Consider the following 25,130-nt stretch of genomic DNA (forward strand, 5'->3'; position numbering starts at 1 on the left):
TAATCAATTATGGCTGTTCAGCAGAACAAAAAATCCCGCTCTGCCCGTGACATGCGCCGTTCGCACGACGCTCTCGAGGCTAGCACCCTGTCTGTAGAAAAAACCACCGGTGAAGTTCACCTGCGTCACCACGTATCGCCAGAAGGCGTATACCGTGGCCGTAAAGTGATCGACAAGGGCGCTGACGAGTAATCACTTGTCCGCTCAAGTCATCGCGATTGACGCAATGGGCGGGGACTTCGGTCCCCGCAGCATTGTACAGGCCAGCCTTGCTTGCCTGTCTGCTACACCCTCGTTGCACCTGACCCTCGTCGGTCAACCCTCCCTACTTGAAGAATTGATCGCTGGCCATACGGCTGTGGATCGCGCGCGCCTGTCGATTACGCCGGCGTCCGAAGTCATCACCATGGACGAAAAGCCCGCCCAGGCCCTGCGTGGCAAACCCGACTCGTCGATGCGCGTGGCGCTTGAGTTGTTGCGTGACGGCAAGGTCCAGGCCTGTGTCAGTGCTGGTAATACCGGCGCGCTGATGGCGTTGTCGCGCTTCGTGCTCAAGACCCTGCCGGGCATTGACCGTCCGGCCATGGTGGCGGCGATTCCGACGCAGAGGGGTTACTGCCAATTGCTCGACCTGGGCGCCAACGTCGATTGCAGTGCCGAGCATCTGTTGCAGTTTGCGGTCATGGGGTCGGTTGCGGCTGAAACCCTGGGCATAGCGCGTCCTCGGGTGGCGTTGCTGAACATCGGCACCGAAGACATCAAGGGTAATCAGCAGGTCAAGTTGGCAGCGACTTTGTTGCAAGGCGCCCGTGGCATCAATTACATCGGCTTTATCGAGGGAGACGGCTTGTACCGTGGCGAAGCGGATGTGGTGGTGTGTGACGGTTTTGTCGGCAACATCCTGCTCAAATCCAGTGAAGGTCTGGCGATCATGATTGCCGGGCGCATCGAGGCGTTGTTCAGGAAGAACATGGCCACTCGCGTGGTTGGCGCGCTGGCGCTGCCCTTGATGAAGCGTCTGCAGGCGGATCTGGCGCCTGCACGGCACAACGGCGCGAGCTTTCTCGGCTTGCAGGGCATTGTGGTGAAAAGCCACGGTTCTGCCGGGGTCCAGGGGTTTCAGAGTGCCATTGCGCGCGCCTTGATCGAGATTCAGGAGAATCTTCCCGAGCGCCTGCACGGTCGTCTGGAGGATTTGTTGCTTTAGGCGTTTTCGTCGGACAATGCTTAAATGTGACCGCTTGGTTCGATGGGCCATCCAACTGTCAGTTTCTTGCGTCCCCAGAGCGGGGCGCCAACTCTCCGACGACAAGATCATTAGGGGCTTGTTACATGTCTGCTTCCCTCGCATTTGTCTTTCCAGGACAGGGTTCGCAGTCCCTCGGCATGCTGGCCGAGCTGGGCGCGCAACATCCGGTTGTCCTTGAAACATTCAAAGAAGCTTCCGATGCACTGGGTTACGACCTGTGGGCACTGACCCAGCAAGGGCCGGAAGAGCAACTCAATCAAACCGATAAAACCCAGCCGGCCATTCTGACCGCCTCTATCGCCCTGTGGCGTCTGTGGCTGGCCGAAGGTGGCGCGCGCCCGGCTTACGTTGCCGGGCACAGCCTGGGTGAATACAGCGCGCTGGTTGCGGCAGGCAGTCTGAGCCTGGGCGATGCGGTGAAGCTCGTCGAGCGTCGTGGCCAACTGATGCAGGAAGCCGTTCCGGCCGGTCAGGGCGGCATGGCTGCCATCCTGGGCCTGGACGATGCCGACGTACTGGCAGCCTGTGCCGAAGCGGCGCAAGGCGAAGTTGTCAGCGCGGTCAATTTCAACTCGCCGGGCCAGGTGGTCATCGCTGGCGCCAAGGCTGCAGTCGAGCGCGCCATCGAAGGCTGCAAGGCGCGTGGTGCCAAGCGCGCCATGCCGTTGCCGGTCAGCGTTCCGTCGCACTGCGAGCTGATGCGTCCGGCTGCCGAGCGTTTCGCCGAATCGATCGCTGCGATCGACTGGCAGGCGCCACAGATTCCCGTGGTGCAGAACGTCAGTGCCCAGGTGTCGGCCGATCTGGAAACCCTCAAGCGCGATCTGCTCGAGCAACTGTACAAGCCAGTACGCTGGGTTGAATCGGTCCAGGCGCTGGCCGCCAAGGGTGCGACCAACCTGGTCGAGTGTGGTCCGGGCAAAGTGCTGGCCGGTCTGAACAAGCGTTGCGCCGAAGGCGTGTCGACATCCAACCTCAATACCCCAGACGCTTTCGCTGCCGCCCGTGCAGCGTTGGCCTGAATCAGGAGAAGCTTGCATGAGTCTGCAAGGTAAAGTTGCACTGGTCACCGGTGCAAGCCGTGGCATCGGCCAGGCCATCGCCCTGGAACTGGGTCGTCAGGGCGCCATCGTTGTTGGTACCGCAACCTCCGCGTCGGGTGCTGAACGCATTGCCGCAACCCTGAAGGAAAACGGTATTCAAGGCACTGGCCTGGAACTCAATGTCACCAGCGACGAGTCCGTGGCAAGTGTTCTGGCGAGCATTCAGGAGCAGTTCGGTGCGCCGGCGATTCTGGTCAATAATGCCGGTATCACCCGCGATAACCTGATGATGCGCATGAAAGACGACGAGTGGCACGACGTTGTCGATACCAATCTGAACAGTCTGTTCCGCCTGTCCAAAGGCGTTTTGCGTGGCATGACCAAAGCCCGTTGGGGCCGAATTATCAGTATTGGCTCGGTTGTGGGTGCCATGGGCAACGCAGGCCAAGTAAACTACGCTGCCGCCAAGGCCGGTCTGGAAGGTTTCAGCCGTGCACTGGCGCGTGAAGTCGGTTCGCGTTCGATTACGGTAAACTCGGTGGCCCCTGGGTTCATCGATACCGATATGACCCGTGAACTGCCCGAGGCGCAGCGTGAAGCCTTGCAGACGCAGATTCCGCTGGGTCGCCTGGGGCAGGCTCAAGAGATCGCGTCCGTGGTCGCTTTTCTTGCGTCGGACGGTGCGGCTTACGTTACCGGAGCTACAATCCCGGTGAACGGCGGGATGTACATGTAATTCAAATGTGACGGATTGCTTCAAAAAAATGTCATACGAGCTGTCTAAAATCCGTTATAAAGCTGCAATCTATTTATAGGCAGAGGGTCACCGGGTTCGAGGAGTGAAGCTTTCAGTTGAAAAGCTGAAAAGTCTTTCTATACACTTACCCACTGGCCAGCTGCCTGAATTTGTCCATTAGGAGTGAAAACAAGGTATGAGCACCATCGAAGAGCGCGTCAAGAAAATCGTTGCTGAGCAACTGGGCGTTAAAGAAGAAGAAGTGGTCAACACTGCTTCCTTCGTTGAAGACCTGGGTGCCGACTCCCTTGACACCGTTGAGCTGGTGATGGCTCTGGAAGAGGAATTCGAGACCGAAATCCCTGACGAAGAAGCCGAGAAGATCACTACTGTACAAGCTGCAATCGACTACGTTACTAGCCACCAGGCGTAATAGTTTGTAATCGTTGCTCGCTGTCATGGAAAAACCGCACTGCCATCATGGCGTGCGGTTTTTTCTTTAGGCCTGATGCAAAGTCGTCATTTGAAAAAAGGAGAGTGCTGTGTCGCGTAGACGCGTCGTAGTCACCGGTATGGGTATGTTGTCGCCACTGGGCACGGATGTGCCGAGCAGTTGGCAGGGCATTCTGGCTGGCCGCAGTGGCATTGGTCTGATCGAACACGCCGACCTTTCTGCCTATTCCACCCGTTTTGGCGGCTCGGTAAAGGACTTCAATGTCGAGGAATACCTGTCGGTCAAGGAAGCCCGCAAGCTCGACCTGTTCATTCAATACGGTCTGGCCGCAGGGTTTCAGGCGGTACGCAATTCCGGTCTGGAAGTCACTGACGCCAACCGTGAGCGTATCGGCGTGGCCATGGGCTCGGGTATTGGCGGTCTGACCAATATCGAAGAAACCGCCCGCACGCTGCACGAGACCGGCCCACGACGGATCTCTCCGTTCTTCGTGCCAGGCTCGATCATCAATATGATTTCCGGTTTCCTGTCCATCCACCTCGGTGCACAAGGACCCAACTACGCCATCGCCACGGCCTGTACCACCGGTACACACTGCATTGGCATGGCAGCCCGCAACATCATGTACGACGAAGCCGACGTGATGATTGCCGGCGGTGCCGAGATGGCGGCCTGCGGTTTGGGCATGGGCGGCTTCGGTGCTTCCCGCGCGCTGTCGACCCGCAACGACGAGCCGACCCGCGCCAGCCGTCCATGGGACAAGGGCCGCGATGGCTTTGTATTGTCCAATGGTGCCGGTGCGCTGGTACTGGAAGAGCTCGAGCACGCCAAGGCGCGTGGCGCGACCATCTACGCCGAGCTGATCGGCTTCGGCACCAGTGGCGACGCCTACCACATGACTTCGCCGCCAGTCGATGGCGCGGGTGCTGCGCGCTGCATCACCAATGCGCTACGCGATGCCAAAATCAATGGCGATCAAGTGCAGTACATCAATGCCCACGGCACGTCGACTTCGGCAGGCGACCTGGCTGAAGTCAATGCGATCAAGTCGGTGTTCGGCGAGCACGCCTACAAGCTGGCTGTCAGTTCCACCAAGTCCATGACCGGCCACCTGCTGGGGGCGGCGGGCGCGGTCGAGGCGATCTTCAGCGTGCTGGCGATCAACAGCCAGGTAGCACCGCCGACCATCAACCTCGATGAGCCGGATGAAGGCTGCGACCTCGATTTCGTGCCGCACACGGCGCGCAACATGGATATCGATGTGGTCGTTTCCAACTCCTTCGGTTTTGGTGGCACCAATGGCTCGCTGGTGTTCCGCCGGTTCGCAGGCTGATGGACAGCTGGGTCGACGGTCAGCCGGCTGACGCTTTGTCGCTGAAGGATCGCGGCCTGGCTTATGGCGATGGCCTGTTCGAGACCATCGCCGTGCGCAACGGGCAGCCCGTGTTGCTGGACCGGCATCTGTCGCGTCTGGTGGACGGCTGCTCGCGTTTGGCAATTACTGCCGATCATGAGTTGGTCCGCAGCGAGTTGCTGGCCTATGCGGCGGCACTGGGTGACGGGGTGCTCAAGCTCATCCTCACCCGTGGCGATGGTCTGCGCGGTTACGCCCCCGATCCTTCGGCCCAGGCCCGACGCATTCTGCAAGGCAATCCACCTGCGGCTTATCCTGCCGCGCACGGTGAGCAGGGTGTTCGCCTGTTTCCTTGCACCACGCGATTGTCCAGGCAGCCATTGCTGGCCGGCCTCAAGCACCTGAATCGTCTTGAACAAGTCCTCGCCCGTGCCGAATGGCAGGACACCGAGCATGCCGAAGGCTTGATGCTCGATCAGGCCGGGCGCGTGATTGAAGGTGTGTTCAGCAACTTGTTCCTGGTGCGTGATGGCGTGCTCATCACCGCTGACCTCAAGCGCTGCGGCGTGGCAGGCGTGATGCGTGCCGAAATATTGTTTCAGGCCAAGTCGCTGGGAATCCCCACGCAAATCACCGATATCCCCCTCGAACAGCTGCAATGGGCTAACGAAGTCTTTGTCTGCAACAGCGTGTATGGTATTTGGCCGGTGCGCGCCTATGCTGCTCTTCACTGGCCGGTTGGGCCGCTCACCCGTAAACTCCAAACCATTGCCCGTGTGCTACTGGATGCTTGATACGTGAGACGTAAACTCTTGCTGCTGCTGGAAACCGGAGTGGTTCTGGCAGGGCTGCTGCTGGGTGCTTCAGCCTGGAAAATTCATTCGGCGCTGGTACAGCCGCTGAACATTGCCCAGGAACAATTGCTGGATGTGCCCAAGGGCACCACGCCGACCCGCACCTTCTACCGACTCGAAGCCAATGGCGTCATCAAGGACGCATTCTGGCTGCGGGTCTATTGGCGCTTCAACCTCGCCAAGCAACCCCTGCACAGCGGTGAATACCGCATGAAGCCGGGCATGACCGTCGAAGGCCTGATCGACCTGTGGAAGCGCGGGGACATGGTTCAGTACAGCCTGACCCTGGTCGAAGGCTGGAATTTCCGTCAGGTCCGCGCAGCGCTGGCCAAGGAAGAGAGGCTCGACCATAGTCTCGACGGTTTGAGCGATAGCCAGGTCATGGACAAGCTCGGCCACACCGGGATTTTTCCGGAAGGGCGCTTTTTCCCTGACACCTACCGTTACGTGCGGGGCATGTCCGATGTCGAGCTGCTGAAAACCGCTTACGACCGCCTCGACGAAGTGCTGGCCAAGGAGTGGGAGCAGCGCTCTTCCGATGTGCCGTACACCGAGCCCTACCAGGCGCTGATCATGGCTTCGCTGGTGGAAAAGGAAACCGGCGTACCGCAGGAGCGTGGGCAGATTGCCGGCGTGTTTGTGCGCCGCATGGCGATAGGCATGCTGCTGCAGACCGACCCGACGGTGATCTACGGCCTCGGCGACCGCTACAGCGGCAAGCTGACCCGGGCTCACCTCAAGGAATCGACGCCCTATAACACCTACATGAATGCGGGCCTGCCGCCGACCCCGATTTCCATGGTCGGTCGCGAAGCCATCCATGCAGCGCTCAATCCGGTGGAGGGCAACAGCCTTTACTTCGTGGCGCGTGGTGATGGCACTCACGTGTTCTCCGATGACCTGGATGCCCATAACAATGCCGTGAAGGAGTTCCAGCTCAAGCGTCGCGCCGATTACCGCTCCAGCCCGGCACCCGCTGCCACGCCAGAGACAGCGCCGACCCAGGCTGAACAAAACGGTACGCAGGAGGCCGAGGCCTCGCAGGAGCTGGCACCGATCCCGGCCGCTTCGCCGAACGCGGCTCCCGAGGCGCTGCCGCAAGTGCCGGCGCAAGATCCTGCGCCAGCCCCTGAAACGCCCGAACTCGATGCCAACGCACCGAAAAGCTCGCAATGACTCTGATTAAGGACTGCCTGTGACCGGCTTGTTTATTACTCTGGAAGGCCCCGAAGGCGCCGGCAAGAGCACCAATCGCGAATACCTGGCCGAGCGCCTGCGCGCCGCCGGCATCGAGGTGGTGCTGACCCGCGAGCCGGGTGGCACGCCGTTGGCCGAGCGCATCCGTGAAGTGCTGCTGGCCCCGGTCGATGAAGTCATGAACCCGGATACCGAGTTACTGCTGGTGTTCGCGGCGCGTGCCCAGCACCTGGCCGAGGTGATTCGCCCGGCGCTGGCTCGCGGTGCCGTGGTCTTGTGTGATCGTTTCACCGATTCGACATACGCCTACCAAGGTGGCGGTCGCGGCTTGTCGCTGGAGCGCATCGCGACTCTGGAAACCTTCGTCCAGGGCGATCTGCGCCCGGACCTGACGCTGATTTTCGATCTGCCTGTCGAGGTCGGCCTGGCCCGCGCCAGCGCTCGTGGTCGTCTGGATCGCTTCGAGCTCGAAGGCCGGACCTTTTTCGATGCCGTGCGCAGTGCCTTCCTCAAGCGGGCCGAGGCGGATCCGGCGCGTTATGTGCTGGTCGATGCTGCCCAACCGTTGGCACAGGTCCAGCAATCGCTGGATGCCTTGCTGCCGCGCCTGCTGGAGTTGAACCGTGGCTGAGGCCTATCCGTGGCAGGAAACCCTCTGGCAGCAACTGGCCGGTCGCGCCCAGCATGCCCACGCCTACCTGCTGCATGGTCCGGCCGGGATCGGCAAGCGGGCACTGGCCGAGCGCTTGATGGCCAGCTTGCTGTGCCAGCGCCCGAACGCGCTGGAAGCCTGTGGTGAATGCAAATCCTGCCTGCTGCTCAAGGCTGGCAGCCACCCGGATAACTACATCCTGGAGCCGGAAGAAGCCGACAAGGCGATCAAGGTCGATCAGGTTCGCGACTTGGTCGGTTTCGTGGTGCAGACCGCGCAGTTGGGCGGGCGCAAGGTGGTGCTGATCGAGCCGGCCGAGTCGATGAACATCAACGCCGCCAACGCCTTGCTCAAAAGCCTTGAAGAACCGTCCGGCGATACTGTTTTGTTGCTGGTCAGCCATCAGCCGAGCCGTTTGTTGCCAACCATCAAGAGTCGCTGCGTGCAGCAGGCCTGTCCGCTGCCGGGCGAGGCCATGAGCTTGAAGTGGCTGGCCCAGGCGTTGCCGGAGTGCTCCGAAGACGAGCGCGTCGAACTGCTGACGCTGGCCGCCGGTTCGCCGCTGGCGGCGGTCAATCTCCAGGGCCAGGGCGTGCGTGAACAGCGCGCGCAAGTGGTGGAGGGGGTGAAGAAACTCCTCAAGCAACAGCAGTCGCCGACGCAACTGGCCGAAGAATGGAAAAACATTCCGATGTTGCGCCTGTTCGACTGGTTCTGCGATTGGTCGAGCCTGATCCTGCGTTATCAGTTGACCCAGGATGAAGCCGGCCTCGGCCTGACCGACATGCGCAAGGTCGTGCAATACCTGGCGCAGAAAAGCGCCCAGGGCAAAGTCCTTGATATTCAGGACTGGATCCTCGCCCAGCGACAGAAAGTCTTGAGCAAGGCCAACCTCAATCCGGCCTTGCTGCTGGAGGCATTGCTGGTGCAATGGGTGTCGTTGCCTACCCAGCGATGACTGTCTGCGCCTAGACTCTGAGTATCAGAACATCCGACCGTCCCACCCATTCGATACAAGTTGCAGCCCTTTATGCTCGTAGATTCCCATTGTCACCTTGATCGCCTCGACCTGACTGTCCACGACGGCTCCCTGGATGCAGCCCTTGATGCGGCCCGGCAGCGCGGGGTAGGGCACTTTCTGTGTATCGGTGTCAGCGCGGACAACGCGGCCGACGTCAAAGCCCTGGCCGAACGTTATGACGACGTCGACTGCTCGGTGGGCGTGCACCCTCTGGATGTGCAGCCGGGTGCTGCGCCGGCGCTGGACTGGCTGTTGCAGGAGCTCAATCACCCGCGTGTGGTGGCGATTGGCGAAACAGGCCTGGACTATCACTACGAGCCGGAAGCGGCAGAGTTGCAGCAGGAGTCGTTCCACCTGCACCTGCAAGCGGCGCAACAGACCGGCAAGCCGGTGATCATCCATACCCGTGGCGCCCGCGCCGATACCCTGGACTTGCTGCGTGAGGCGGCGCTGCCCCAGGCGGGGGTGCTGCATTGCTTTACCGAAGACTGGGAGATGGCGAAGGCCGCGCTGGACATGGGCTATTACATTTCCCTGTCCGGGATTGTCACTTTCCGCAATGCCGACGCGTTGCGCGATGTGGCCAGCAAGGTACCGGCCGACCGGTTGCTGGTGGAAACCGACTCGCCGTATCTGGCACCGATTCCCTATCGCGGCAAGCCAAACCTGCCGCAGTACGTGCGTGAAGTTGCGGAATTTCTGGCAATGTTGCGTGGTGAGTCCTACGAGCGATTTGCCGAGCAAACTACGGCGAATTTCAAGCGGCTGTTCCCGCTGGCACATGTAAAAGGTTAAATCGCAGGCAAAAAAAACCCGGGTTCTGGGGGGTGAATCCGGGTTAAGACCATTAGGAGTAAAACAATGGCACACGGTCCGTTGGTACCAATATCGGCGTGACACTTGGGGGAGATGCCCCGCCGACAGTTCAAGTATTGATCAGGATTGCGCCTCGTCCAGTTTAGCGGCCAGGGTTTTTAAACAAATTTGGAATACGTGCGCTTCGGAAGAGTTCTCATCACCCTGTAAACGTACGCGGAATGACCAGAAAGCGCAGATATGGTCGGATGATCCGTGCATTTTTGCGTAAGTTAGGCATAATACGCGGCTTCGAATTTTGACCCCCGACAGACCTTTTCTTATGCATAAAGAACCTCGTAAGGTCCGTGAATTCCGTCGCCGCGAGCAGGAAATTCTCGATACCGCGCTCAAGCTGTTCCTCGAACAAGGTGAAGACAGTGTCACCGTCGAGATGATTGCTGATGCCGTCGGTATCGGCAAAGGCACGATCTACAAGCACTTCAAATCCAAGGCGGAAATCTATCTGCGCCTGATGCTCGACTACGAGCGCGATTTGAACGAGCTGTTGCATTCCGCCGACGTCGACAAGGACAAGGAAGCCCTGTCCCGTGCCTATTTCGAATTCCGCATGCGCGATCCTCAACGCTATCGCCTGTTCGACCGCCTTGAAGAGAAAGTGGTCAAGGGCAACCAGGTACCGGAGATGATCGAGGAGCTGCACAAGATCCGTGCCTCGAACTTCGAACGCCTGACCCTGCTGATCAAGGGCCGGATCAGCGAAGGCAAGCTGGAAGACGTGCCACCTTACTTCCATTACTGCGCATCCTGGGCGCTGGTGCACGGTGCCGTCGCGCTGTATCACTCGCCGTTCTGGAGCAATGTGCTGGAAGATCAGGAAGGTTTCTTCCAGTTCCTGATGGATATTGGCGTGCGCATGGGCAACAAGCGCAAGCGCGACACCGACACTTCCGGCAGCTGAGCCATTCAGTTGCCTTATTGCGCCATGATTTCGCTACTTGGCGCAGTACCGCAGGAATATACTCAGGTAGAGGACTTGCTAAAACTTGATTTCTGAGTCAAGTTTTAGTGGCCCGATATTCTTCCGCCGGAGTGACCATGATCGTTGATCGTCAAGGCAGGCGTTTTCGCAACTTGCGAATCAGTCTGACCTCAGCCTGCAATTACGCCTGTACCTACTGCGTGCCCAATGGCAAGCGGCTGGTGGCTGCGCAGGATGAATTGTCGGCCGAAGCCATGGCGCGCGGCGTGGCTTACCTGATTGAAGCGGCGGGCATCGAGCGTCTGCGCATTACCGGCGGCGAGCCGCTGGTCAGCCCGAAACTCGAAGCGTTCATGACAGCGGTCGGTCAGATGGGCCTGGAAGACATCAGCCTGACCACCAATGGTCAGTTGCTGGCGAAGAAACTGCCGCTGCTGGTGAACGCGGGCATTCGGCGCCTCAACGTTTCCCTCGATACCCTGGACGCCAGTGCGTTCCGCGGCATTGCCCGGGGCGGCGACCTGGCCACCGTGCTCAATGGCATGAACGAGGCCAGTGCGGCCGGCATGAAGATCAAGGTCAACATGGTGCCGCTGCGCGGCCAGAACCTTGATCAGGTGATGCCGCTGCTCGACTACTGCCTGGAGCGCGGTTATGAACTGCGTTTCATCGAGCTGATGCGCATGGGCCACCTGGCCAACGATTCCAATGCCTTTCTGCAACAGTTCGTCAGCCTCCAGCAATTGCTGAGCCTGATCGGCGAGCGCTACGAGTATCTGCAAGCCGACGCCCCCGTCGATGCGACAGCGGTGCGCTATGAAATTCCGGGGCAAGGCCATTTCGGCGTGATCGCCAACGAAAGTGTGCCGTTCTGCCGTACCTGCTCGCGCCTTCGTTTGTCCTCTACCGGGTGGCTGCATGGCTGCCTGTCGTCGAGCAATCGCCATTACATCGGCGACCTGCTGGACAAGCCGCGCCATCAGGCGCTGCCAGCCTTGCAGCGACTGCTGGTGAAAGCCTTGGGGGACAAGCAGGAAGTGGCGTTCTCCGGTGGCGCGACTGTCATGAAAATTATCGGCGGTTGAACTGGCCTCATCGCGGGCAAGCCACGCTCCCACAGGGTTTACGCCAAACCCTGTGGGAGCGTGGCTTGCCCGCGATTGCGTTTGATCAGGCAAAGCGCAACTTGAGCTGGCGCGGAAGCTGCATCCTACGGCCATTCGCCGGTTTTCCGACACCGGCCTCTGGAGGATAGGATGCGTAGCCTGGTTTTGCTGCTGGCCGTTTTGGCACTTGGTGGCTGCATGAACGTCAGCGATATGGCCGAAGGGACTCGTTACCATATGAGCGATGCGGGGTTACTCGACCACAGTGATAGCCGTCGCGCAAACAACCTGCGCATTCAGCCGGACTCGTTCGTCTACATCGCCCAGGGCGCTTTCATGCCGCCAGGCAGCGACGTTTACCCGCGGCCCAACGTGATTGCCGAAGTTGCGTTCGATGGCTTCGTCGAATACTTCCCGATGGTCCGCCGTGCCCGTACGCCGGAAGGCCTCGACCAGGCCATGGGCGACGCCCGTGCCGCCGGTGCGCACTATCTGCTCTACACCCGGTTTGCCAAATCCGACGACCGTATCGGCAACTCGGACGAGTGGCTGGACCAGGAAGCCCTGGATCGTCTCGGCATCGACAGCGGTATGATTCAGATCATGTTGATCGAGACCAGCACCCAGTATTTGATTGATACTGCAACCATCAAGAGTCGTGGCGGTTTACTGACGTTCCACGATAAAAAACCCGAAGACCTGATGGGCCCGCCGCTGGAACAATATGCGCGCAGCCTGCTGGGCCTCAGCGACCAGTAATGCCAAGGAGAACGCCATGAGTGGCCCGCAAAAAGCCAACGACCTGCTGGGGCAAATCCCCAAGACCAAAGGCTTGCCGCCGGTGCACCTGTGGAATCCGGATTTCTGCGGCGACATCGACATGCGCATCGCCCGCGACGGCACATGGTTTTACCTGGGCACGCCGATCGGGCGCAAGCCGATGGTCAAACTGTTCTCCACCATCATTCGCCGCGACGGCGATGATTATTTCCTGATCACTCCGGTGGAAAAGGTCGGCATCAAGGTCGACGATGCGCCGTTCGTGGCGATTGCAGTGGACGTGGAAGGTGAGGGCGAGGCGCAGCTGTTGCGCTTTACCACCAACGTCGATGAAGCCACCGAGGCCGGCGCCGATCATCCGGTGCGCGTGATCATCGACCCGGTAACGCAGGAGCCAGCCCCTTACGTGCATGTGCGCAGCAATCTTGAAGCCTTGATCCATCGCAACGTGTTCTATCAATTGGTGGAGCTGGCGGTGAGTCGCGAGATCGACGGCCAGCGCTGGCTCGGTGTATGGAGTGGCGGCGAGTTTTTCCCCATCGGCCTCGAACCCTGACACCCCCACATTGGATTTCTGATTTTCCCCAAAGAATCAAATTGACTTCCAATCATATGATGATTAGCGTGGGCCTCCAATGCGAACGGCTTTGAGGTGTCCATGTCCAGCAGCTTTCATGCATCGACGGTTGACTGGCTGGGTTGCTGGCTCGCCACGGGGCAGGTCAAGCCGGGTGAGTCACTCAAGGTCGAAGCCGACCTAGGCGAACAGCTTGGTGTAAGCCGCACGGTCATCCGTGAAGCCATCAAGACCCTGGTTGCCAAAGGCATGCTAGAGGTCGGGCCGAAAGTCGGCACGCGGGTGTTGCCGGTGCGGCGCTGGAACCTCTTCGATCCACAAGTCGTCGGCTGGTTGTCACGCAGCGGCTTGCCGGAAAACTTCGTCGACGATCTGCTCGACCTGCGCCGTACCATCGAACCGATGGCCGTGCGCTGGGCCTGCGAGCGCGCAACCGGCGAACAGGTAAATGCGATCCTGTTGGCCTGCAACGCGCTGGAACGGGCGGTGGACAGCGGCATCGATTACAACCGTGCCGACCAGCTCTTCCACGAGTGCATTCTCGCTGCCAGCCACAATCAATTCATCGAACAAATGGTTCCCGCTCTCGGCGCGTTGTTGGCGGTGGCCTTTGAAGTGTCCGCCGCCGACCCGGATGAACTGCGTCGCACCTTGCCGATTCACCGGGACCTGGCCGAGGCTATCGCGGCCCGTGATACCGCCCGGGGTGTCTGGGCCTGCATGACCCTGATCGATAACGCGGACCTGGCGATCAAGCGCTACTACCCGCAAGTCATGGCCGATAAAAAGGCCAGCTGACAACGAAAATCCCCACATAAAAACAAGAACAATGCAGGAGGTTTCATGGCGTGGACTGCGGTGACCGGACATCGGGCACAACTGGGCGAAGGTCCGTTCTGGGATGCGCCCACCCAAGCCCTGTACTGGGTGGACATCGCCGGTAAACAGGCGCTGCGATTGATTGGCGCCAACGTGCAGATCTGGCAGATGCCGGAGCACGTGTCGGCGTTCATTCCCTGCGAAAGCGGCGACGCGCTGGTGACACTGAGCAGCGGGGTGTATCGCCTCGACCTCGACTCTCCTGGCCTGGAACCGCGCCTGACGTTGCTCTGCGTGGCCGATCCACAACCGGGCAACCGCCCCAACGAAGCCCGCTGCGACGCCCAGGGCCGACTTTGGCTCGGCACCATGCAAAACAACATCGGAGAACACGGCGAAGACCTGCCCATCGTCCGCCGTTGCGGTGGACTGTTTCGCATCGATCGCGCCGGGCGGGTTACGCCGTTGCTGCGCAATCTGGGCATTCCCAACACGCTGCTGTGGAGCGATGACGCCACCAGCGTGTATTTCGGCGACAGCCTCGACGGCACCTTGTATCGGCATTTCATCCGTACCGACGGTGCTCTCGATACGCCGCAGGTCTGGTTTGGTCCGCATTGGCGTGGCGGCCCGGACGGTTCGGCGATGGATGCCGAAGGTTTTATCTGGAATGCCCGTTGGGACGGCAGCTGCCTGCTCAGGTTGAGCCCGGACGGCAAGGTCGATCGGATCATCGAGCTGCCGGTCAGTCGCCCCACCAGCTGTGTGTTTGGCGGTGCAGACCTGAAAACCCTGTACATCACGAGCGCGGCGAGTCCGCTGGGCCATCCATTGGATGGGGCTGTGTTGTCGATTGCAGTGGATGTGCCTGGAAAGCACTGCACGCGTTTTGCCGGATAAATCCCAAAATATGGGATGTAAATATATATATTGAGATTTATCGCGAGCCGGGTTTATAGTCGGCCTCACGAGTTACATGCACTCACACTTAAAAAAACAAAACAGGTGAAGTGATGCAGCGAAGTTCCCCCGTGCTCCCTTGCGGAGCCTGTGCCTCAGAACGTTTCCGAGCTGAAACGTTTTCGCACTCACCTGTTTCCTACCCAGCGCCTTTTGACCGGACATCGACAGATGCCCGGTTTTCGTCGTGTCTTCGAACAGGAGTCTTGATCCATGGCTGAACCACTGTCATTGCCACCGGTGCCGGAACCGCCCAAGGGCGAACGCCTGAAAAACAAGGTCGTATTGTTGACCGGTGCCGCCCAGGGTATCGGCGAAGCGATTGTGGCGGCCTTCGCGTCCCAGCAGGCCAGGCTGATCATCAGCGACATTCAGGCCGAAAAAGTCGAGAAGGTCGCGGCGCACTGGCGGGACCAGGGCGCCGATGTGGTGGCGATCAAGGCTGACGTGTCGCGTCAGCAGGATCTGCACGCCATGGCCCGGCTGGCGATCGACCTGCACGGCCGGATCGATGTGCTGGTCAACTGCGCCGGGGTCAACGTGTTCCGCGATCCGCTGGAAATGACCGAGGAAGACTGGCGTCGCTGCTTCGCCATCGACCTCGATGGCGCCTGGTACGGTTGCAAGGCGGTACTGCCGCAGATGATCGAGCAGGGCATCGGCAGCATCATCAATATCGCGTCCACCCATTCCTCCCACATCATCCCTGGCTGCTTCCCCTACCCGGTGGCCAAGCATGGCCTGCTCGGCCTGACCCGCGCGCTGGGCATCGAATATGCGCCCAAGGGTGTGCGCGTCAACGCGATTGCGCCGGGCTACATCGAAACCCAGTTGAACGTCGATTACTGGAACGGCTTTGCCGACCCCCACGCCGAACGCCAGCGCGCGTTTGACCTGCACCCGCCGCGCCGTATCGGGCAGCCGATCGAAGTGGCAATGACCGCCGTGTTCCTGGCCAGTGATGAAGCGCCGTTCATCAATGCATCGTGCATCACCATCGATGGTGGGCGCTCGGTGATGTACCACGACTGAGTGATCGGGTTTTCAGGCGCGTTGCTACGCCTGAAATCCAATCATCATACGATATGACTATTGGCAGTATGTTTTTACCGCCCGCTGGTTAACAAAGAACGCTTTCAAAGAACGCTCAAGAAAAATAACAAGGAGTCAGCTTATGAATCGTCGTCATGCTATCCGTTCCCTGTGCTGTGCCGCGTTGGCGGTCTCGGCGTTCAGCCTGAGCAGCACGCTGCTGGCAGCCGAGGAAGTGAAGATCGGTTTCCTGGTCAAGCAGGCGGAAGAACCCTGGTTCCAGACCGAGTGGGCCTTTGCCGAAAAGGCCGGGAAAGAGAAGGGCTTCACCCTGATCAAGATCGCCGTGCCGGACGGTGAGAAAACCCTTTCGGCCATCGACAGCCTCGCGGCCAACGGCGCCAAGGGGTTCGTGATCTGCCCGCCGGACGTGTCCCTCGGCCCGGCGATCATGGCCAAGGCCAAGCTCAACGGGTTGAAAGTGATTGCCGTCGATGACCGTTTTGTCGATGCCGGCGGCAAGTTCATGGAAGACGTGCCGTACCTCGGCATGGCTGCATTCGAGGTCGGCCAGAAGCAAGGCAATGCCATGGCGACCGAAGCGAAGAAACGCGGTTGGGAATGGAAAGACACCTATGCGGTAATCAACACCTACAACGAACTCGACACCGGCAAGAAGCGCACCGACGGTTCGGTCAAAGCGCTGGAAGATGCCGGCATGCCGAAAGACCACATCCTGTTCGCGGCCCTCAAGACCCTCGACGTGCCGGGCAGCATGGACGCCACCAACTCGGCCCTGGTGAAACTGCCGGGGGCGGCGAAGAACCTGATCATCGGCGGCATGAACGACAACACCGTCCTGGGCGGTGTGCGCGCCACCGAGAGCGCCGGTTTCGCCGCGGCCAACGTGATCGGCATCGGCATCAACGGTACCGACGCCATCGGCGAGCTGAAGAAACCCGACAGCGGCTTCTACGGTTCGATGCTGCCGAGCCCGCACATCGAGGGCTACAACACCGCCAGCATGATGTACGACTGGGTCACCACCGGCAAAGAACCTGCAAAGTTCACCGCCATGGACGACGTGACGCTGATCACCCGTGACAACTTCAAGCAGGAGCTGGAAAAGATCGGCCTGTGGAACTGACGGCCGTTTGATTTCAGCGGCGGCCCCGGCGGCGGGGTTGCCTGATCGGTGTGAAGAGGTGGTTATGCACGCGCAAACAATCCAACACGAACACAGCCTTACCGGCAGCTTGCGCTTCAACGGAATTGGCAAGACCTTTCCCGGTGTGAGGGCGCTGGACAACATCAGCTTCGTCGCCCATCCGGGGCAGGTTCACGCCTTGATGGGCGAGAACGGCGCTGGCAAGTCGACGCTGCTGAAAATCCTCGGCGGGGCCTACACGCCTTGCAGCGGTGCCTTGCAGATCGGCGAGCGGACGATGGACTTCAAGTCCACCGCCGACAGCATCGGCAGTGGTGTCGCGGTGATCCACCAGGAGCTGCATCTGGTGCCGGAAATGACCGTGGCCGAGAACCTGTTTCTCGGGCATCTGCCCGCCAGTTTCGGCCTGATCAATCGCAGTACCCTGCGCCAGCAGGCACTGGCCTGCCTCAAGGGCCTGGCCGATGAAATCGACCCGCAGGAGAAAGTCGGGCGCCTGTCCCTTGGCCAGCGGCAATTGGTGGAAATCGCCAAGGCGTTGTCCCGTGGTGCCCACGTGATTGCCTTCGACGAACCCACCAGCAGCCTTTCGGCGCGGGAGATCGACCGCTTGATGGCGATTATCGGCCGGCTGCGGGACGAGGGCAAAGTGGTGCTCTATGTCTCCCATCGCATGGAAGAAGTGTTCCGCATCTGCAACGCGGTGACGGTGTTCAAGGACGGGCGTTACGTACGCACGTTCGACGACATGAGCCAGCTGACCCACGATCAACTGGTCACCTGCATGGTCGGGCGCGACATCCAGGACATCTACGATTACCGCCCGCGCCAGCGCGGCGCGGTGGCACTCAAGGTCGATGGTCTGCTCGGGCCGGGGTTGCGCGAGCCGGTGAGCTTCGAGGTGCACAAAGGCGAAATCCTCGGGCTGTTCGGACTGGTCGGTGCCGGTCGCACCGAGCTGTTGCGCCTGCTCAGCGGCCTGGCGCGCAACAGCGCCGGACAGCTGAAACTTCGTGGCCATGAACTGAAGCTGCGTTCACCCCGGGACGCGATTGCCGCCGGGATCCTGTTGTGCCCCGAGGACCGCAAGAAGGAAGGCATCTTGCCGCTGGCCAGCGTCGCCGAGAACATCAACATCAGCGCGCGCGGCGCTCACTCCACCTTCGGTTGTCTGTTGCGCGGCCTGTGGGAGAAGGACAATGCCGAGCAGCAGATCAAGGCGCTGAAAGTGAAGACGCCCAACGCGGCGCAAAAAATCATGTACCTGTCCGGTGGCAATCAGCAGAAGGCCATTCTCGGCCGCTGGCTGTCGATGCCGATGAAAGTGCTGCTGCTCGACGAACCCACCCGCGGCATCGACATCGGTGCCAAGGCCGAGATCTACCAGATCATCCATAACCTGGCCGCCGAGGGGATCGCGGTGATTGTGGTGTCCAGCGACTTGATGGAAGTCATGGGCATTTCCGACCGCATCCTGGTGCTGTGCGAAGGCGCCCTGCGTGGCGAGCTGAGCCGCGAACAGGCCAACGAATCCAACCTGCTGCAACTGGCTTTGCCGCGCCAACGCGCCGACGGCGTGGCGAACTGAGAGGTGACTATGATGACAACCCAAAACAACACCCTGCCGACCACGCGCAAACCGCTGGACCTGCGACGCTTCCTCGATGACTGGGTGATGCTGCTGGCGGCGGTCGGCATCTTTGTCGCCTGCACCTTGCTGATCGACAACTTCCTTTCACCGCTGAACATGCGTGGCCTGGGCCTGGCGATTTCCACCACCGGGATCGCTGCATGCACCATGTTGTATTGCCTGGCGTCCGGGCATTTCGACTTGTCGGTGGGCTCGGTGATTGCCTGCGCCGGGGTAGTCGCGGCGGTGGTGATGCGCGACACCAACAGCGTGTTTCTCGGTGTCTGTGCGGCGCTGGTGATGGGCCTGATCGTCGGGCTGATCAACGGGATAGTGATCGCCAAGCTGCGGGTCAACGCGCTGATCACCACGCTGGCGACCATGCAGATCGTGCGTGGCCTGGCCTACATCTTCGCCAACGGCAAAGCGGTGGGGGTGTCCCAGGAATCGTTCTTTGTGTTCGGTAACGGCCAGCTGTTTGGCGTACCGGTGCCGATCCTGATCACCATCGTCTGCTTCCTGTTCTTCGGCTGGCTGCTGAACTACACCACCTACGGGCGCAACACCATGGCCATCGGCGGCAACCAGGAAGCGGCGCTGCTGGCCGGTGTGAATGTCGACCGGACCAAGATCATCATCTTCGCCGTGCATGGCGTGATCGGCGCGTTGGCCGGGGTGATCCTGGCTTCGCGCATGACCTCCGGCCAACCGATGATCGGTCAGGGTTTCGAGCTGACGGTGATCTCGGCCTGCGTGCTGGGCGGGGTGTCGTTGAGTGGCGGGATCGGCATGATCCGGCATGTGATCGCCGGGGTGTTGATTCTGGCGATCATCGAGAATGCGATGAACCTGAAGAACATCGATACGTTTTATCAGTATGTGATCCGGGGTTCGATTTTGTTGTTGGCGGTGGTCATAGACCGACTGAAACAACGCTGACCACCGAAGTCTGACGGTGCAGGTGATCTCCTGTGGGAGCGGGCTTGCTCGCGAATGCGATCTGTCGGTCACATCGATGTTGGATGTGCTGACGTCTTCGTCGGATCGCCGCCCGGAGCAAGTCCGCTCCCACAGGGTTCTGCATTCACACATCGAATTGTGGTCTGGCACAGATCCTGTGGGAGCGGGCTTGCCCGCGAAGAGGCCCTTAAACTCAACACATGATCCGGCACTCACTTGCCTTGCGTAGTGCCTCAATCAATTCCTGCCTGCACATTCCTGATAGCGCAAAATTCTTCGTTCCAGCTTCTGTCCTCAAATTGGCAACTATTGACTGTCATCGTCGTCATCACCCGAGCTGCCGCTAGTGGTCGAGCCGAGTCCGCCGCTGCTGGGTGTTTTGCTGCCTGGCAAATTTATACCGCCCTGACGTCCCGCGTCATTGCCCTGAACCCGCGGGGCAGTGCCGGTGGAGGGCGGCAGGTTGTGGTCGATCGTGGTGCCATCGGTATTCATGCCGGGGGCACTCTTGATGGCGGGGGCCCTGGGTTTTTCCACCGGATTGGTCGGGCCGGTGCTCGGGCCGATGGTCTCGGCGAAGGAGGCAGCGGACAAAAGCGCAGTGAGAGCGAGGGCGGTCAACCTGGACAGGATCATGGCGGTGTCTCCAACGAGTAGAGTCCTTACCTGATTAGTACGCCCTCGACCCGGATGGGTGCACTGTTGGCGACGAACGGCTCAGGCCTGCTCCAATGCGCTAACCGCTGTGGCCCTACGCCAGATCAGTCGGCCCACGGTGATCAGCCAGTTGAGCGAGGCAACCGCCAACACCGTGAGCAACAGCGTGGGCATGCCTTGCTCGACGATGATTTTCCCGGCCAGCAATGGAAAGCCGAACACGCCGATGAAGTACGACAAGCTGAACAACAGCAAGGATTGTGCGGTGGTGCCGTTCGGCGCTTCGTTGGCGGCCAGGCCGTTGATCACCGAGTAGGTCAGGCCATAACCGATTCCGAGCATCACCGCCGCGAGTACGTAGCTGAAGCTGCTGTCGACGACAAAACCGAACATCACGATCGATGCCAGCATCAACCCCGAAAGCACGCACGACGCACGGAATGGATCGCGCTTGACCACGAAGCCGGCAACCAGCATGCGGCCGCTGATCGCCGCGCACATGAAGCCGAGGAAAAACAGCGAGTAGTCGAGTGAGTGCGCCGCCGCATAACTGGTTTGAAAACTCGACAGGCCGCCGAACACACAGCCGCCAAGACCAACCATGATGATCGGGAGCACGGCCCTGGACGACAGCACCTGAGCTGCTGCACGCCAGGAAATCCGCGACACGCTGCCAGATTGTGCGGGCGTCTGTTTCAGTTGTCGATCCAGGCGCCAGAACAGCAATACGCCGATCAGGCTGGCCAGCGCCGCCAGGTAAAACGCCGCCGTCACCGGATAACCGAGCGCACTCGCCGCACGACCGAGCAACGGGCCGCTGCCGATCCCGGTCATCATGCTGCCCGACAGCAGGGCGAAGTACTTGGCGCGCTGTGCGGGTGTCACCAGGCTCGCCACGATGATCGGCCCAAGGGTGTAGAACACGCCCCAGCCCAGGCCCAGCAGCAGTCCGAAAAACAACAGCAGGTGACCGAAGCCCGGGGTCAGGGCGAAGCCCAGGCTGGCTGCTACCAGCAACACACCGAACAGCGCCACCGATCGGGCGGCGCCGAGCAGGTCGGACAAATGACCGGAAACAATCACCGCCGCAAAGGTGCTGAGCATCGCCGCCGAAATCACACTTCCGGCGTCGTGTTCGTTACCGCCGCGAGAACCGATCAGCAATGAGAGCAAAAAGGTCGAACCGTAGGACAACGACAACAGGTAACTGGCGAGGCAGAACAGGCCGAACAGCTTGCTTGAAACTGGGGATGTTGCGGTAGACATGACGCGGTTCCTTGACCGGCTGAATGAGCAGCGCAGGTATCTAACCACGCAGTGACCGAATGTTAGGTCTGAGGTTATCGATTCCAGGGTTAGTGTTGGCCGGAGTAATGAGCGCATTTGTGGCCAGTGAGCAAGCTCTCTCGCCACACGTCACGCGCCGACTTAGTATGGCGTTTTCCACTTTTGACAAGGCACGTCCATGACGATCGAAATCCGCCCGGCGACCCCCAGTGACGCACCGCAAATCCTCGCGTTCATCACTGAACTGGCCGACTACGAACGTGCCCGCCATGAAGTCATCGCCAGCGTTGCCGATATCGAGCGCAGCCTGTTCAGCGAAGGCGCCACCGCCCATGGCCTGATCTGCCTGCGCGACGGTGCACCCATCGGTTTCGCGGTGTTCTTCTTCAGCTATTCCACTTGGCTTGGCAGCAACTGCCTGTACCTCGAAGACCTCTACATCACTCCGGAACAGCGCGGCGGCGGTGCGGGCAAGACCCTGCTGCGGCATCTGGCGAAAATCGCCTGCGCCAATGATTGCGGGCGGTTTGAGTGGAGCGTGCTGGAGTGGAATACGCCGGCCATCGATTTCTACAAATCCCTGGGCGCGCAGCCGCAGGAGGAGTGGGTGCGCTATCGGATGGATGGGGCAGTGTTGCGGGATTTCGCAGCGGGTAACTGATCGCTTTTAAAAGATCGCAGACTTCGGGCTGCGATTTTTTTGTCTTGTCTCATAATATGGGATTGATATTTATATATTGAGATTTTGTAGCGCCAAGGTTTATAGTCCCGCTCACTCACTGCCAAAAACCAAAACAGGTGAAGCGATGCAGGCGCAATTGATCGCGCTCGACTGGGGGACAACCTCATTACGTGCTTACAAACTGGCTGAAGGTGGCCAAGTGCTCGAACAGCGCTCGCTGTCGTCGGGGATCATGCAGCTGCCGAAAGCGCCGCGAATCATTGGCGGCCGGGAATGCGCCGATGGTTTTGAACTGGCCTTCGATGAGGCCTGCGGCGACTGGCTCGATGCCCAGCCGGATTTGCCGGTGATTGCCTGCGGCATGGTCGGCAGCGCCCAGGGCTGGAGCGAAGCGGCCTACCGCGACACCCCGGCAAACGTCGCCACGCTCAGTACTTCCCTGCAAACCGTGCGCAGCCTGCGCGGCGTCGATGTGCACATCGTGCCCGGCGTCATCGAGCGTTCGCCTTTGCCGAACGTGATGCGCGGCGAAGAAACCCAGGTGCTCGGCGTGCTGCAAAACCTGGAGAGCGAGGCGGGCGCTGATCTGCTGATCGGCCTGCCGGGCAGCCATTCGAAATGGGTGGAAGTGGCCGACGGCTGCATCATGCATTTCGACACTTTCATGACCGGCGAAGTCTTCGCTGTGCTCAGTCAACACAGCATTCTCGGACGCACCCAACAAAGTGGCGGGTCCTTCGATGGCGATGCGTTTGATCGCGGCGTGAAGGTCGCGTTGTCGGCGGATGGTGAAATCGGTCCGCTGTCGACGATGTTCAGTGCCCGCAGTCTCGGGCTGACCGGCGAGTTGAGCGCCACCGCCCAGGCGGACTATCTGTCCGGCCTGCTGATCGGCCATGAGTTGGCGGCCCTGGCCAATGTCCAGCGGCACCGGCGCAACAGCGTGCATCTGCCTTCGATCATCCTCATTGGCAACACCCAACTCTGTGCCCGCTACAGCCGTGCGCTCGACGCCTGCGGTTTTGCCCGGGTGACCCTGGCCGAACAGGCCACCGAACGCGGATTGTGGCAACTGGCACTGGCTGCCGGCCTGGTCACGTGCACCGCATCCCGTTAAACCTGACTGGAGTCCTGACATGCTCAAACAAGCCCTGGCGCAAAACGGCCTGATCGCGATCCTGCGCGGCCTGCGCCCGCAGGAAGCGGTGGCCATCGGCGAAGTCCTGTACGCCGCCGGATTTCGCGTCATCGAAGTGCCGCTCAATTCCCCTGAGCCGTACGAAAGTATTCGCATCCTGCGCAGTACCTTGCCCGCCGATTGCCTGATCGGTGCCGGCACGGTGCTGACACCGGAACAGGTCGAGCAGGTGAAAGCCGCGGGCGGCCAGGTGATTGTCATGCCCCATAGCGATCCGAAGGTCTTGCGCGCGGCGAAAGCGGCGGGGCTGTACCTGTCGCCGGGTGTCGCCACACCGACCGAAGCCTTCGCGGCACTGGCTGAAGGCGCGGATGTGCTGAAGATGTTCCCGGCCGAGCAGATGGGCCCGGCAGTCGTCAAAGCCTGGCTCGCGGTGCTGCCGGCCGGAACCCTTCTGGCGCCGGTCGGCGGGATCACGCCGGACAACATGCAGTCGTTCATCGACGCCGGCGTCAAAGGTTTCGGCCTCGGCTCCGGTCTGTTCAAACCGGGCATGACACCCGCGCAAGTGGCGGCCAATGCCAAGGCCTACGTCGCTGCCTGGAAAGCCCTTCGCTAAGACTTCTTTGAGCGCCGAGCGCGCTGCATCTAATAAGAGAGCCAAAAGATGAAAATCATCAAACTGACCACCTTCATCGTTCCGCCGCGCTGGTGCTTCCTCAAGGTCGAAACCGACGAGGGCGTCACCGGTTGGGGCGAGCCCGTGGTCGAAGGCCGCGCCCACACCGTTGCCGCTGCCGTTGAAGAATTGTCCGACTACCTGATCGGCAAAGACCCGCGCAACATCGAAGACATCTGGACCGTGCTCTATCGCGGCGGCTTCTACCGTGGCGGCGCGATCCACATGAGCGCCCTGGCCGGTATCGACCAGGCCTTGTGGGACATCAAGGGCAAGGCGCTGGGCGTGTCGGTCAGCGACCTGTTGGGTGGTCAGGTGCGGGACAAGATTCGTGTGTATTCGTGGATCGGCGGCGACCGTCCGGCGGACACCGCGCGTGCGGCGAAAGAAGCGGTCGAGCGTGGTTTTACCGCGGTGAAAATGAACGGCACCGAAGAACTGCAATTCCTCGACACCTTCGACAAGGTCGACCAGGCCCTGGCCAACGTCGCTGCCGTGCGCGATGCCGTCGGCCCGAACGTCGGCATTGGCGTGGACTTCCATGGCCGGGTGCACAAGCCCATGGCCAAGGTGCTGATGAAGGAGCTTGATCCGTACAAGCTGATGTTCATCGAAGAGCCGGTGCTGAGCGAAAACTACGAAGCTCTGAAGGAACTGGCGCCGCTGACCAGTACGCCGATTGCCCTGGGCGAGCGCCTGTTCTCGCGCTGGGATTTCAAGCGCGTGCTCAGTGAGGGTTACGTCGACATCATCCAGCCGGATGCGTCCCACGCTGGCGGCATCACCGAAACCCGCAAGATCGCCAACATGGCCGAAGCCTACGACGTCGCGCTGGCGCTGCATTGCCCGCTGGGCCCGATTGCCCTGGCGGCGTGCCTGCAACTGGACGCGGCCTGCTACAACGCGTTCATCCAGGAGCAGAGCCTGGGCATCCATTACAACGAGAGCAACGACCTGCTCGACTACGTCAAAGACCCACGGGTGTTCGACTACGACAAAGGCTTCGTGAAGATCCCGAACGGCCCGGGCCTGGGCATCGAGATCAACGAGGAATACGTGATCGAACGCGCCGCCATCGGTCACCGCTGGCGCAACCCGATCTGGCGCCATGCCGATGGCAGTTTTGCCGAGTGGTGAGTGATCTCTGATCCACCACAAATCCCCTGTAGGAGCGAGCCTGCTCGCGATGGTGTGTCAGTCGACATCAATGCTGAATGACACACCGCTATCGCGAGCAGGCTCACTCCCACAAGGGGGCTGCGTCAGTCTTTAGAACGACCTCAATAACCATAAGAAG

27 protein-coding genes are annotated in these 25,130 nt (G+C 60.5%); 25 read left to right on the forward strand and 2 right to left on the reverse strand.

Translation table 11 applies throughout. The features are described 5' to 3' along the window. The first annotated feature begins 9 nt into the window (after positions 1-9). The 21 genes from rpmF to araH all read left to right on the forward strand — a co-directional run bounded on the left by rpmF (position 10) and on the right by araH (position 19,369). The gene (gene rpmF, locus KGA96_RS08060; RefSeq protein WP_003179396.1) at positions 10-192 is read left to right on the forward strand and encodes a 50S ribosomal protein L32; all 183 of its coding nucleotides are present in this window, start codon (positions 10-12) and stop codon (positions 190-192) included. Positions 193-196: 4 nt separating this feature from the next. Further along, positions 197-1,207 (forward strand): phosphate acyltransferase PlsX, encoded by a 1,011-nt coding sequence (plsX, locus tag KGA96_RS08065; RefSeq protein WP_080925235.1) that lies wholly within the window; start codon positions 197-199, stop codon positions 1,205-1,207. A gap of 125 nt (positions 1,208-1,332) precedes the next feature. Continuing rightward, entirely contained in the window at positions 1,333-2,271 is a 939-nt protein-coding gene (gene fabD / locus KGA96_RS08070) for an ACP S-malonyltransferase (RefSeq protein WP_046037471.1), read from the forward strand. Between the two features lie 16 nt (positions 2,272-2,287). Continuing rightward, entirely contained in the window at positions 2,288-3,028 is a 741-nt protein-coding gene (gene fabG / locus KGA96_RS08075) for a 3-oxoacyl-ACP reductase FabG (RefSeq protein ID WP_007987168.1), read from the forward strand. A 196-nt stretch (positions 3,029-3,224) separates the two neighbouring features. Further along, a complete protein-coding gene (gene acpP / locus KGA96_RS08080; RefSeq protein WP_003175607.1) occupies positions 3,225-3,461 on the forward strand; it encodes an acyl carrier protein in 237 nt (78 codons plus the stop codon). 109 nt (positions 3,462-3,570) lie between these two features. Next, positions 3,571-4,815, forward strand: coding sequence for a beta-ketoacyl-ACP synthase II (gene fabF, locus KGA96_RS08085; protein WP_046037470.1), 1,245 nt, complete (start codon positions 3,571-3,573; stop codon positions 4,813-4,815). After that, the gene (gene pabC, locus KGA96_RS08090) at positions 4,815-5,630 is read left to right on the forward strand and encodes an aminodeoxychorismate lyase (RefSeq protein WP_046037469.1); all 816 of its coding nucleotides are present in this window, start codon (positions 4,815-4,817) and stop codon (positions 5,628-5,630) included. Before fabF ends, pabC begins: the two co-directional genes overlap by 1 nt. Before the next feature lie 3 nt (positions 5,631-5,633). Further along, positions 5,634-6,866: an endolytic transglycosylase MltG gene (gene mltG, locus KGA96_RS08095; protein ID WP_223464273.1), complete on the forward strand. Its 1,233-nt coding sequence runs from the start codon at positions 5,634-5,636 to the stop codon at positions 6,864-6,866. Between the two features lie 19 nt (positions 6,867-6,885). Then, positions 6,886-7,518, forward strand: coding sequence for a dTMP kinase (gene tmk / locus KGA96_RS08100; protein ID WP_223512281.1), 633 nt, complete (start codon positions 6,886-6,888; stop codon positions 7,516-7,518). Then, positions 7,511-8,497 (forward strand): DNA polymerase III subunit delta', encoded by a 987-nt coding sequence (locus tag KGA96_RS08105; RefSeq protein WP_223512290.1) that lies wholly within the window; start codon positions 7,511-7,513, stop codon positions 8,495-8,497. Before tmk ends, KGA96_RS08105 begins: the two co-directional genes overlap by 8 nt. A 72-nt stretch (positions 8,498-8,569) precedes the next feature. Continuing rightward, positions 8,570-9,355 (forward strand): TatD family hydrolase, encoded by a 786-nt coding sequence (locus tag KGA96_RS08110; RefSeq protein WP_223512292.1) that lies wholly within the window; start codon positions 8,570-8,572, stop codon positions 9,353-9,355. Between the two features lie 343 nt (positions 9,356-9,698). Then, the gene (locus KGA96_RS08115) at positions 9,699-10,337 is read left to right on the forward strand and encodes a TetR/AcrR family transcriptional regulator (protein WP_008050425.1); all 639 of its coding nucleotides are present in this window, start codon (positions 9,699-9,701) and stop codon (positions 10,335-10,337) included. A gap of 137 nt (positions 10,338-10,474) precedes the next feature. Then, the gene (locus KGA96_RS08120) at positions 10,475-11,443 is read left to right on the forward strand and encodes a GTP 3',8-cyclase MoaA (RefSeq protein ID WP_046037464.1); all 969 of its coding nucleotides are present in this window, start codon (positions 10,475-10,477) and stop codon (positions 11,441-11,443) included. A 171-nt stretch (positions 11,444-11,614) separates the two neighbouring features. Then, positions 11,615-12,223: a DUF4823 domain-containing protein gene (locus KGA96_RS08125; RefSeq protein WP_046037463.1), complete on the forward strand. Its 609-nt coding sequence runs from the start codon at positions 11,615-11,617 to the stop codon at positions 12,221-12,223. Between the two features lie 16 nt (positions 12,224-12,239). After that, the gene (locus tag KGA96_RS08130) at positions 12,240-12,800 is read left to right on the forward strand and encodes a DUF1285 domain-containing protein (RefSeq protein WP_046037462.1); all 561 of its coding nucleotides are present in this window, start codon (positions 12,240-12,242) and stop codon (positions 12,798-12,800) included. 102 nt (positions 12,801-12,902) lie between these two features. Further along, the gene (locus KGA96_RS08135; RefSeq protein WP_046037461.1) at positions 12,903-13,619 is read left to right on the forward strand and encodes a FadR/GntR family transcriptional regulator; all 717 of its coding nucleotides are present in this window, start codon (positions 12,903-12,905) and stop codon (positions 13,617-13,619) included. Positions 13,620-13,664: 45 nt separating this feature from the next. Then, positions 13,665-14,540 carry an SMP-30/gluconolactonase/LRE family protein gene (locus KGA96_RS08140; protein WP_046037460.1) on the forward strand — a complete coding sequence of 292 codons (876 nt, stop codon included), beginning with the start codon at positions 13,665-13,667 and terminating at the stop codon, positions 14,538-14,540. 273 nt (positions 14,541-14,813) lie between these two features. Then, complete coding sequence (locus KGA96_RS08145; RefSeq protein ID WP_223464275.1) at positions 14,814-15,632, forward strand: SDR family oxidoreductase; 819 nt, start codon at positions 14,814-14,816, stop codon at positions 15,630-15,632. Between the two features lie 142 nt (positions 15,633-15,774). Further along, positions 15,775-16,779 carry a substrate-binding domain-containing protein gene (locus tag KGA96_RS08150; RefSeq protein WP_223512294.1) on the forward strand — a complete coding sequence of 335 codons (1,005 nt, stop codon included), beginning with the start codon at positions 15,775-15,777 and terminating at the stop codon, positions 16,777-16,779. A 64-nt stretch (positions 16,780-16,843) separates the two neighbouring features. Then, a complete protein-coding gene (gene araG, locus KGA96_RS08155; protein ID WP_046037457.1) occupies positions 16,844-18,388 on the forward strand; it encodes an L-arabinose ABC transporter ATP-binding protein AraG in 1,545 nt (514 codons plus the stop codon). Between the two features lie 12 nt (positions 18,389-18,400). Next, positions 18,401-19,369 (forward strand): L-arabinose ABC transporter permease AraH, encoded by a 969-nt coding sequence (araH, locus tag KGA96_RS08160; RefSeq protein ID WP_223456187.1) that lies wholly within the window; start codon positions 18,401-18,403, stop codon positions 19,367-19,369. A gap of 327 nt (positions 19,370-19,696) precedes the next feature. Here the strand turns inward: araH and KGA96_RS08165 are convergent, their stop codons facing one another. Further along, a complete protein-coding gene (locus tag KGA96_RS08165) occupies positions 19,697-20,026 on the reverse strand; it encodes a hypothetical protein (RefSeq protein WP_046037456.1) in 330 nt (109 codons plus the stop codon). An 81-nt stretch (positions 20,027-20,107) separates the two neighbouring features. Then, positions 20,108-21,313: an MFS transporter gene (locus KGA96_RS08170; RefSeq protein ID WP_223466649.1), complete on the reverse strand. Its 1,206-nt coding sequence runs from the start codon at positions 21,311-21,313 to the stop codon at positions 20,108-20,110. Between the two features lie 199 nt (positions 21,314-21,512). Between KGA96_RS08170 and KGA96_RS08175 the strand changes: the two genes are divergently transcribed. The 4 genes from KGA96_RS08175 (at position 21,513) to dgoD (ending at position 24,970) form a co-directional block, all read left to right on the forward strand. Then, positions 21,513-21,995: a GNAT family N-acetyltransferase gene (locus KGA96_RS08175; RefSeq protein ID WP_008047047.1), complete on the forward strand. Its 483-nt coding sequence runs from the start codon at positions 21,513-21,515 to the stop codon at positions 21,993-21,995. Positions 21,996-22,140: 145 nt separating this feature from the next. Continuing rightward, positions 22,141-23,133, forward strand: a complete 993-nt coding sequence (locus KGA96_RS08180) for a 2-dehydro-3-deoxygalactonokinase (RefSeq protein ID WP_223512296.1) — start codon at positions 22,141-22,143, stop codon at positions 23,131-23,133. Positions 23,134-23,152: 19 nt separating this feature from the next. Further along, positions 23,153-23,773 carry a 2-dehydro-3-deoxy-6-phosphogalactonate aldolase gene (locus tag KGA96_RS08185; RefSeq protein ID WP_223512303.1) on the forward strand — a complete coding sequence of 207 codons (621 nt, stop codon included), beginning with the start codon at positions 23,153-23,155 and terminating at the stop codon, positions 23,771-23,773. Positions 23,774-23,821: 48 nt separating this feature from the next. Continuing rightward, on the forward strand, positions 23,822-24,970 hold the full coding sequence (dgoD, locus tag KGA96_RS08190; protein ID WP_223512317.1) for a galactonate dehydratase: 1,149 nt from the start codon (positions 23,822-23,824) through the stop codon (positions 24,968-24,970). The last annotated feature ends 160 nt before the right edge of the window (positions 24,971-25,130 follow it).

The organism is Pseudomonas sp. GL-R-26, from assembly GCF_019947365.1.
Classification (GTDB): domain Bacteria; phylum Pseudomonadota; class Gammaproteobacteria; order Pseudomonadales; family Pseudomonadaceae; genus Aquipseudomonas.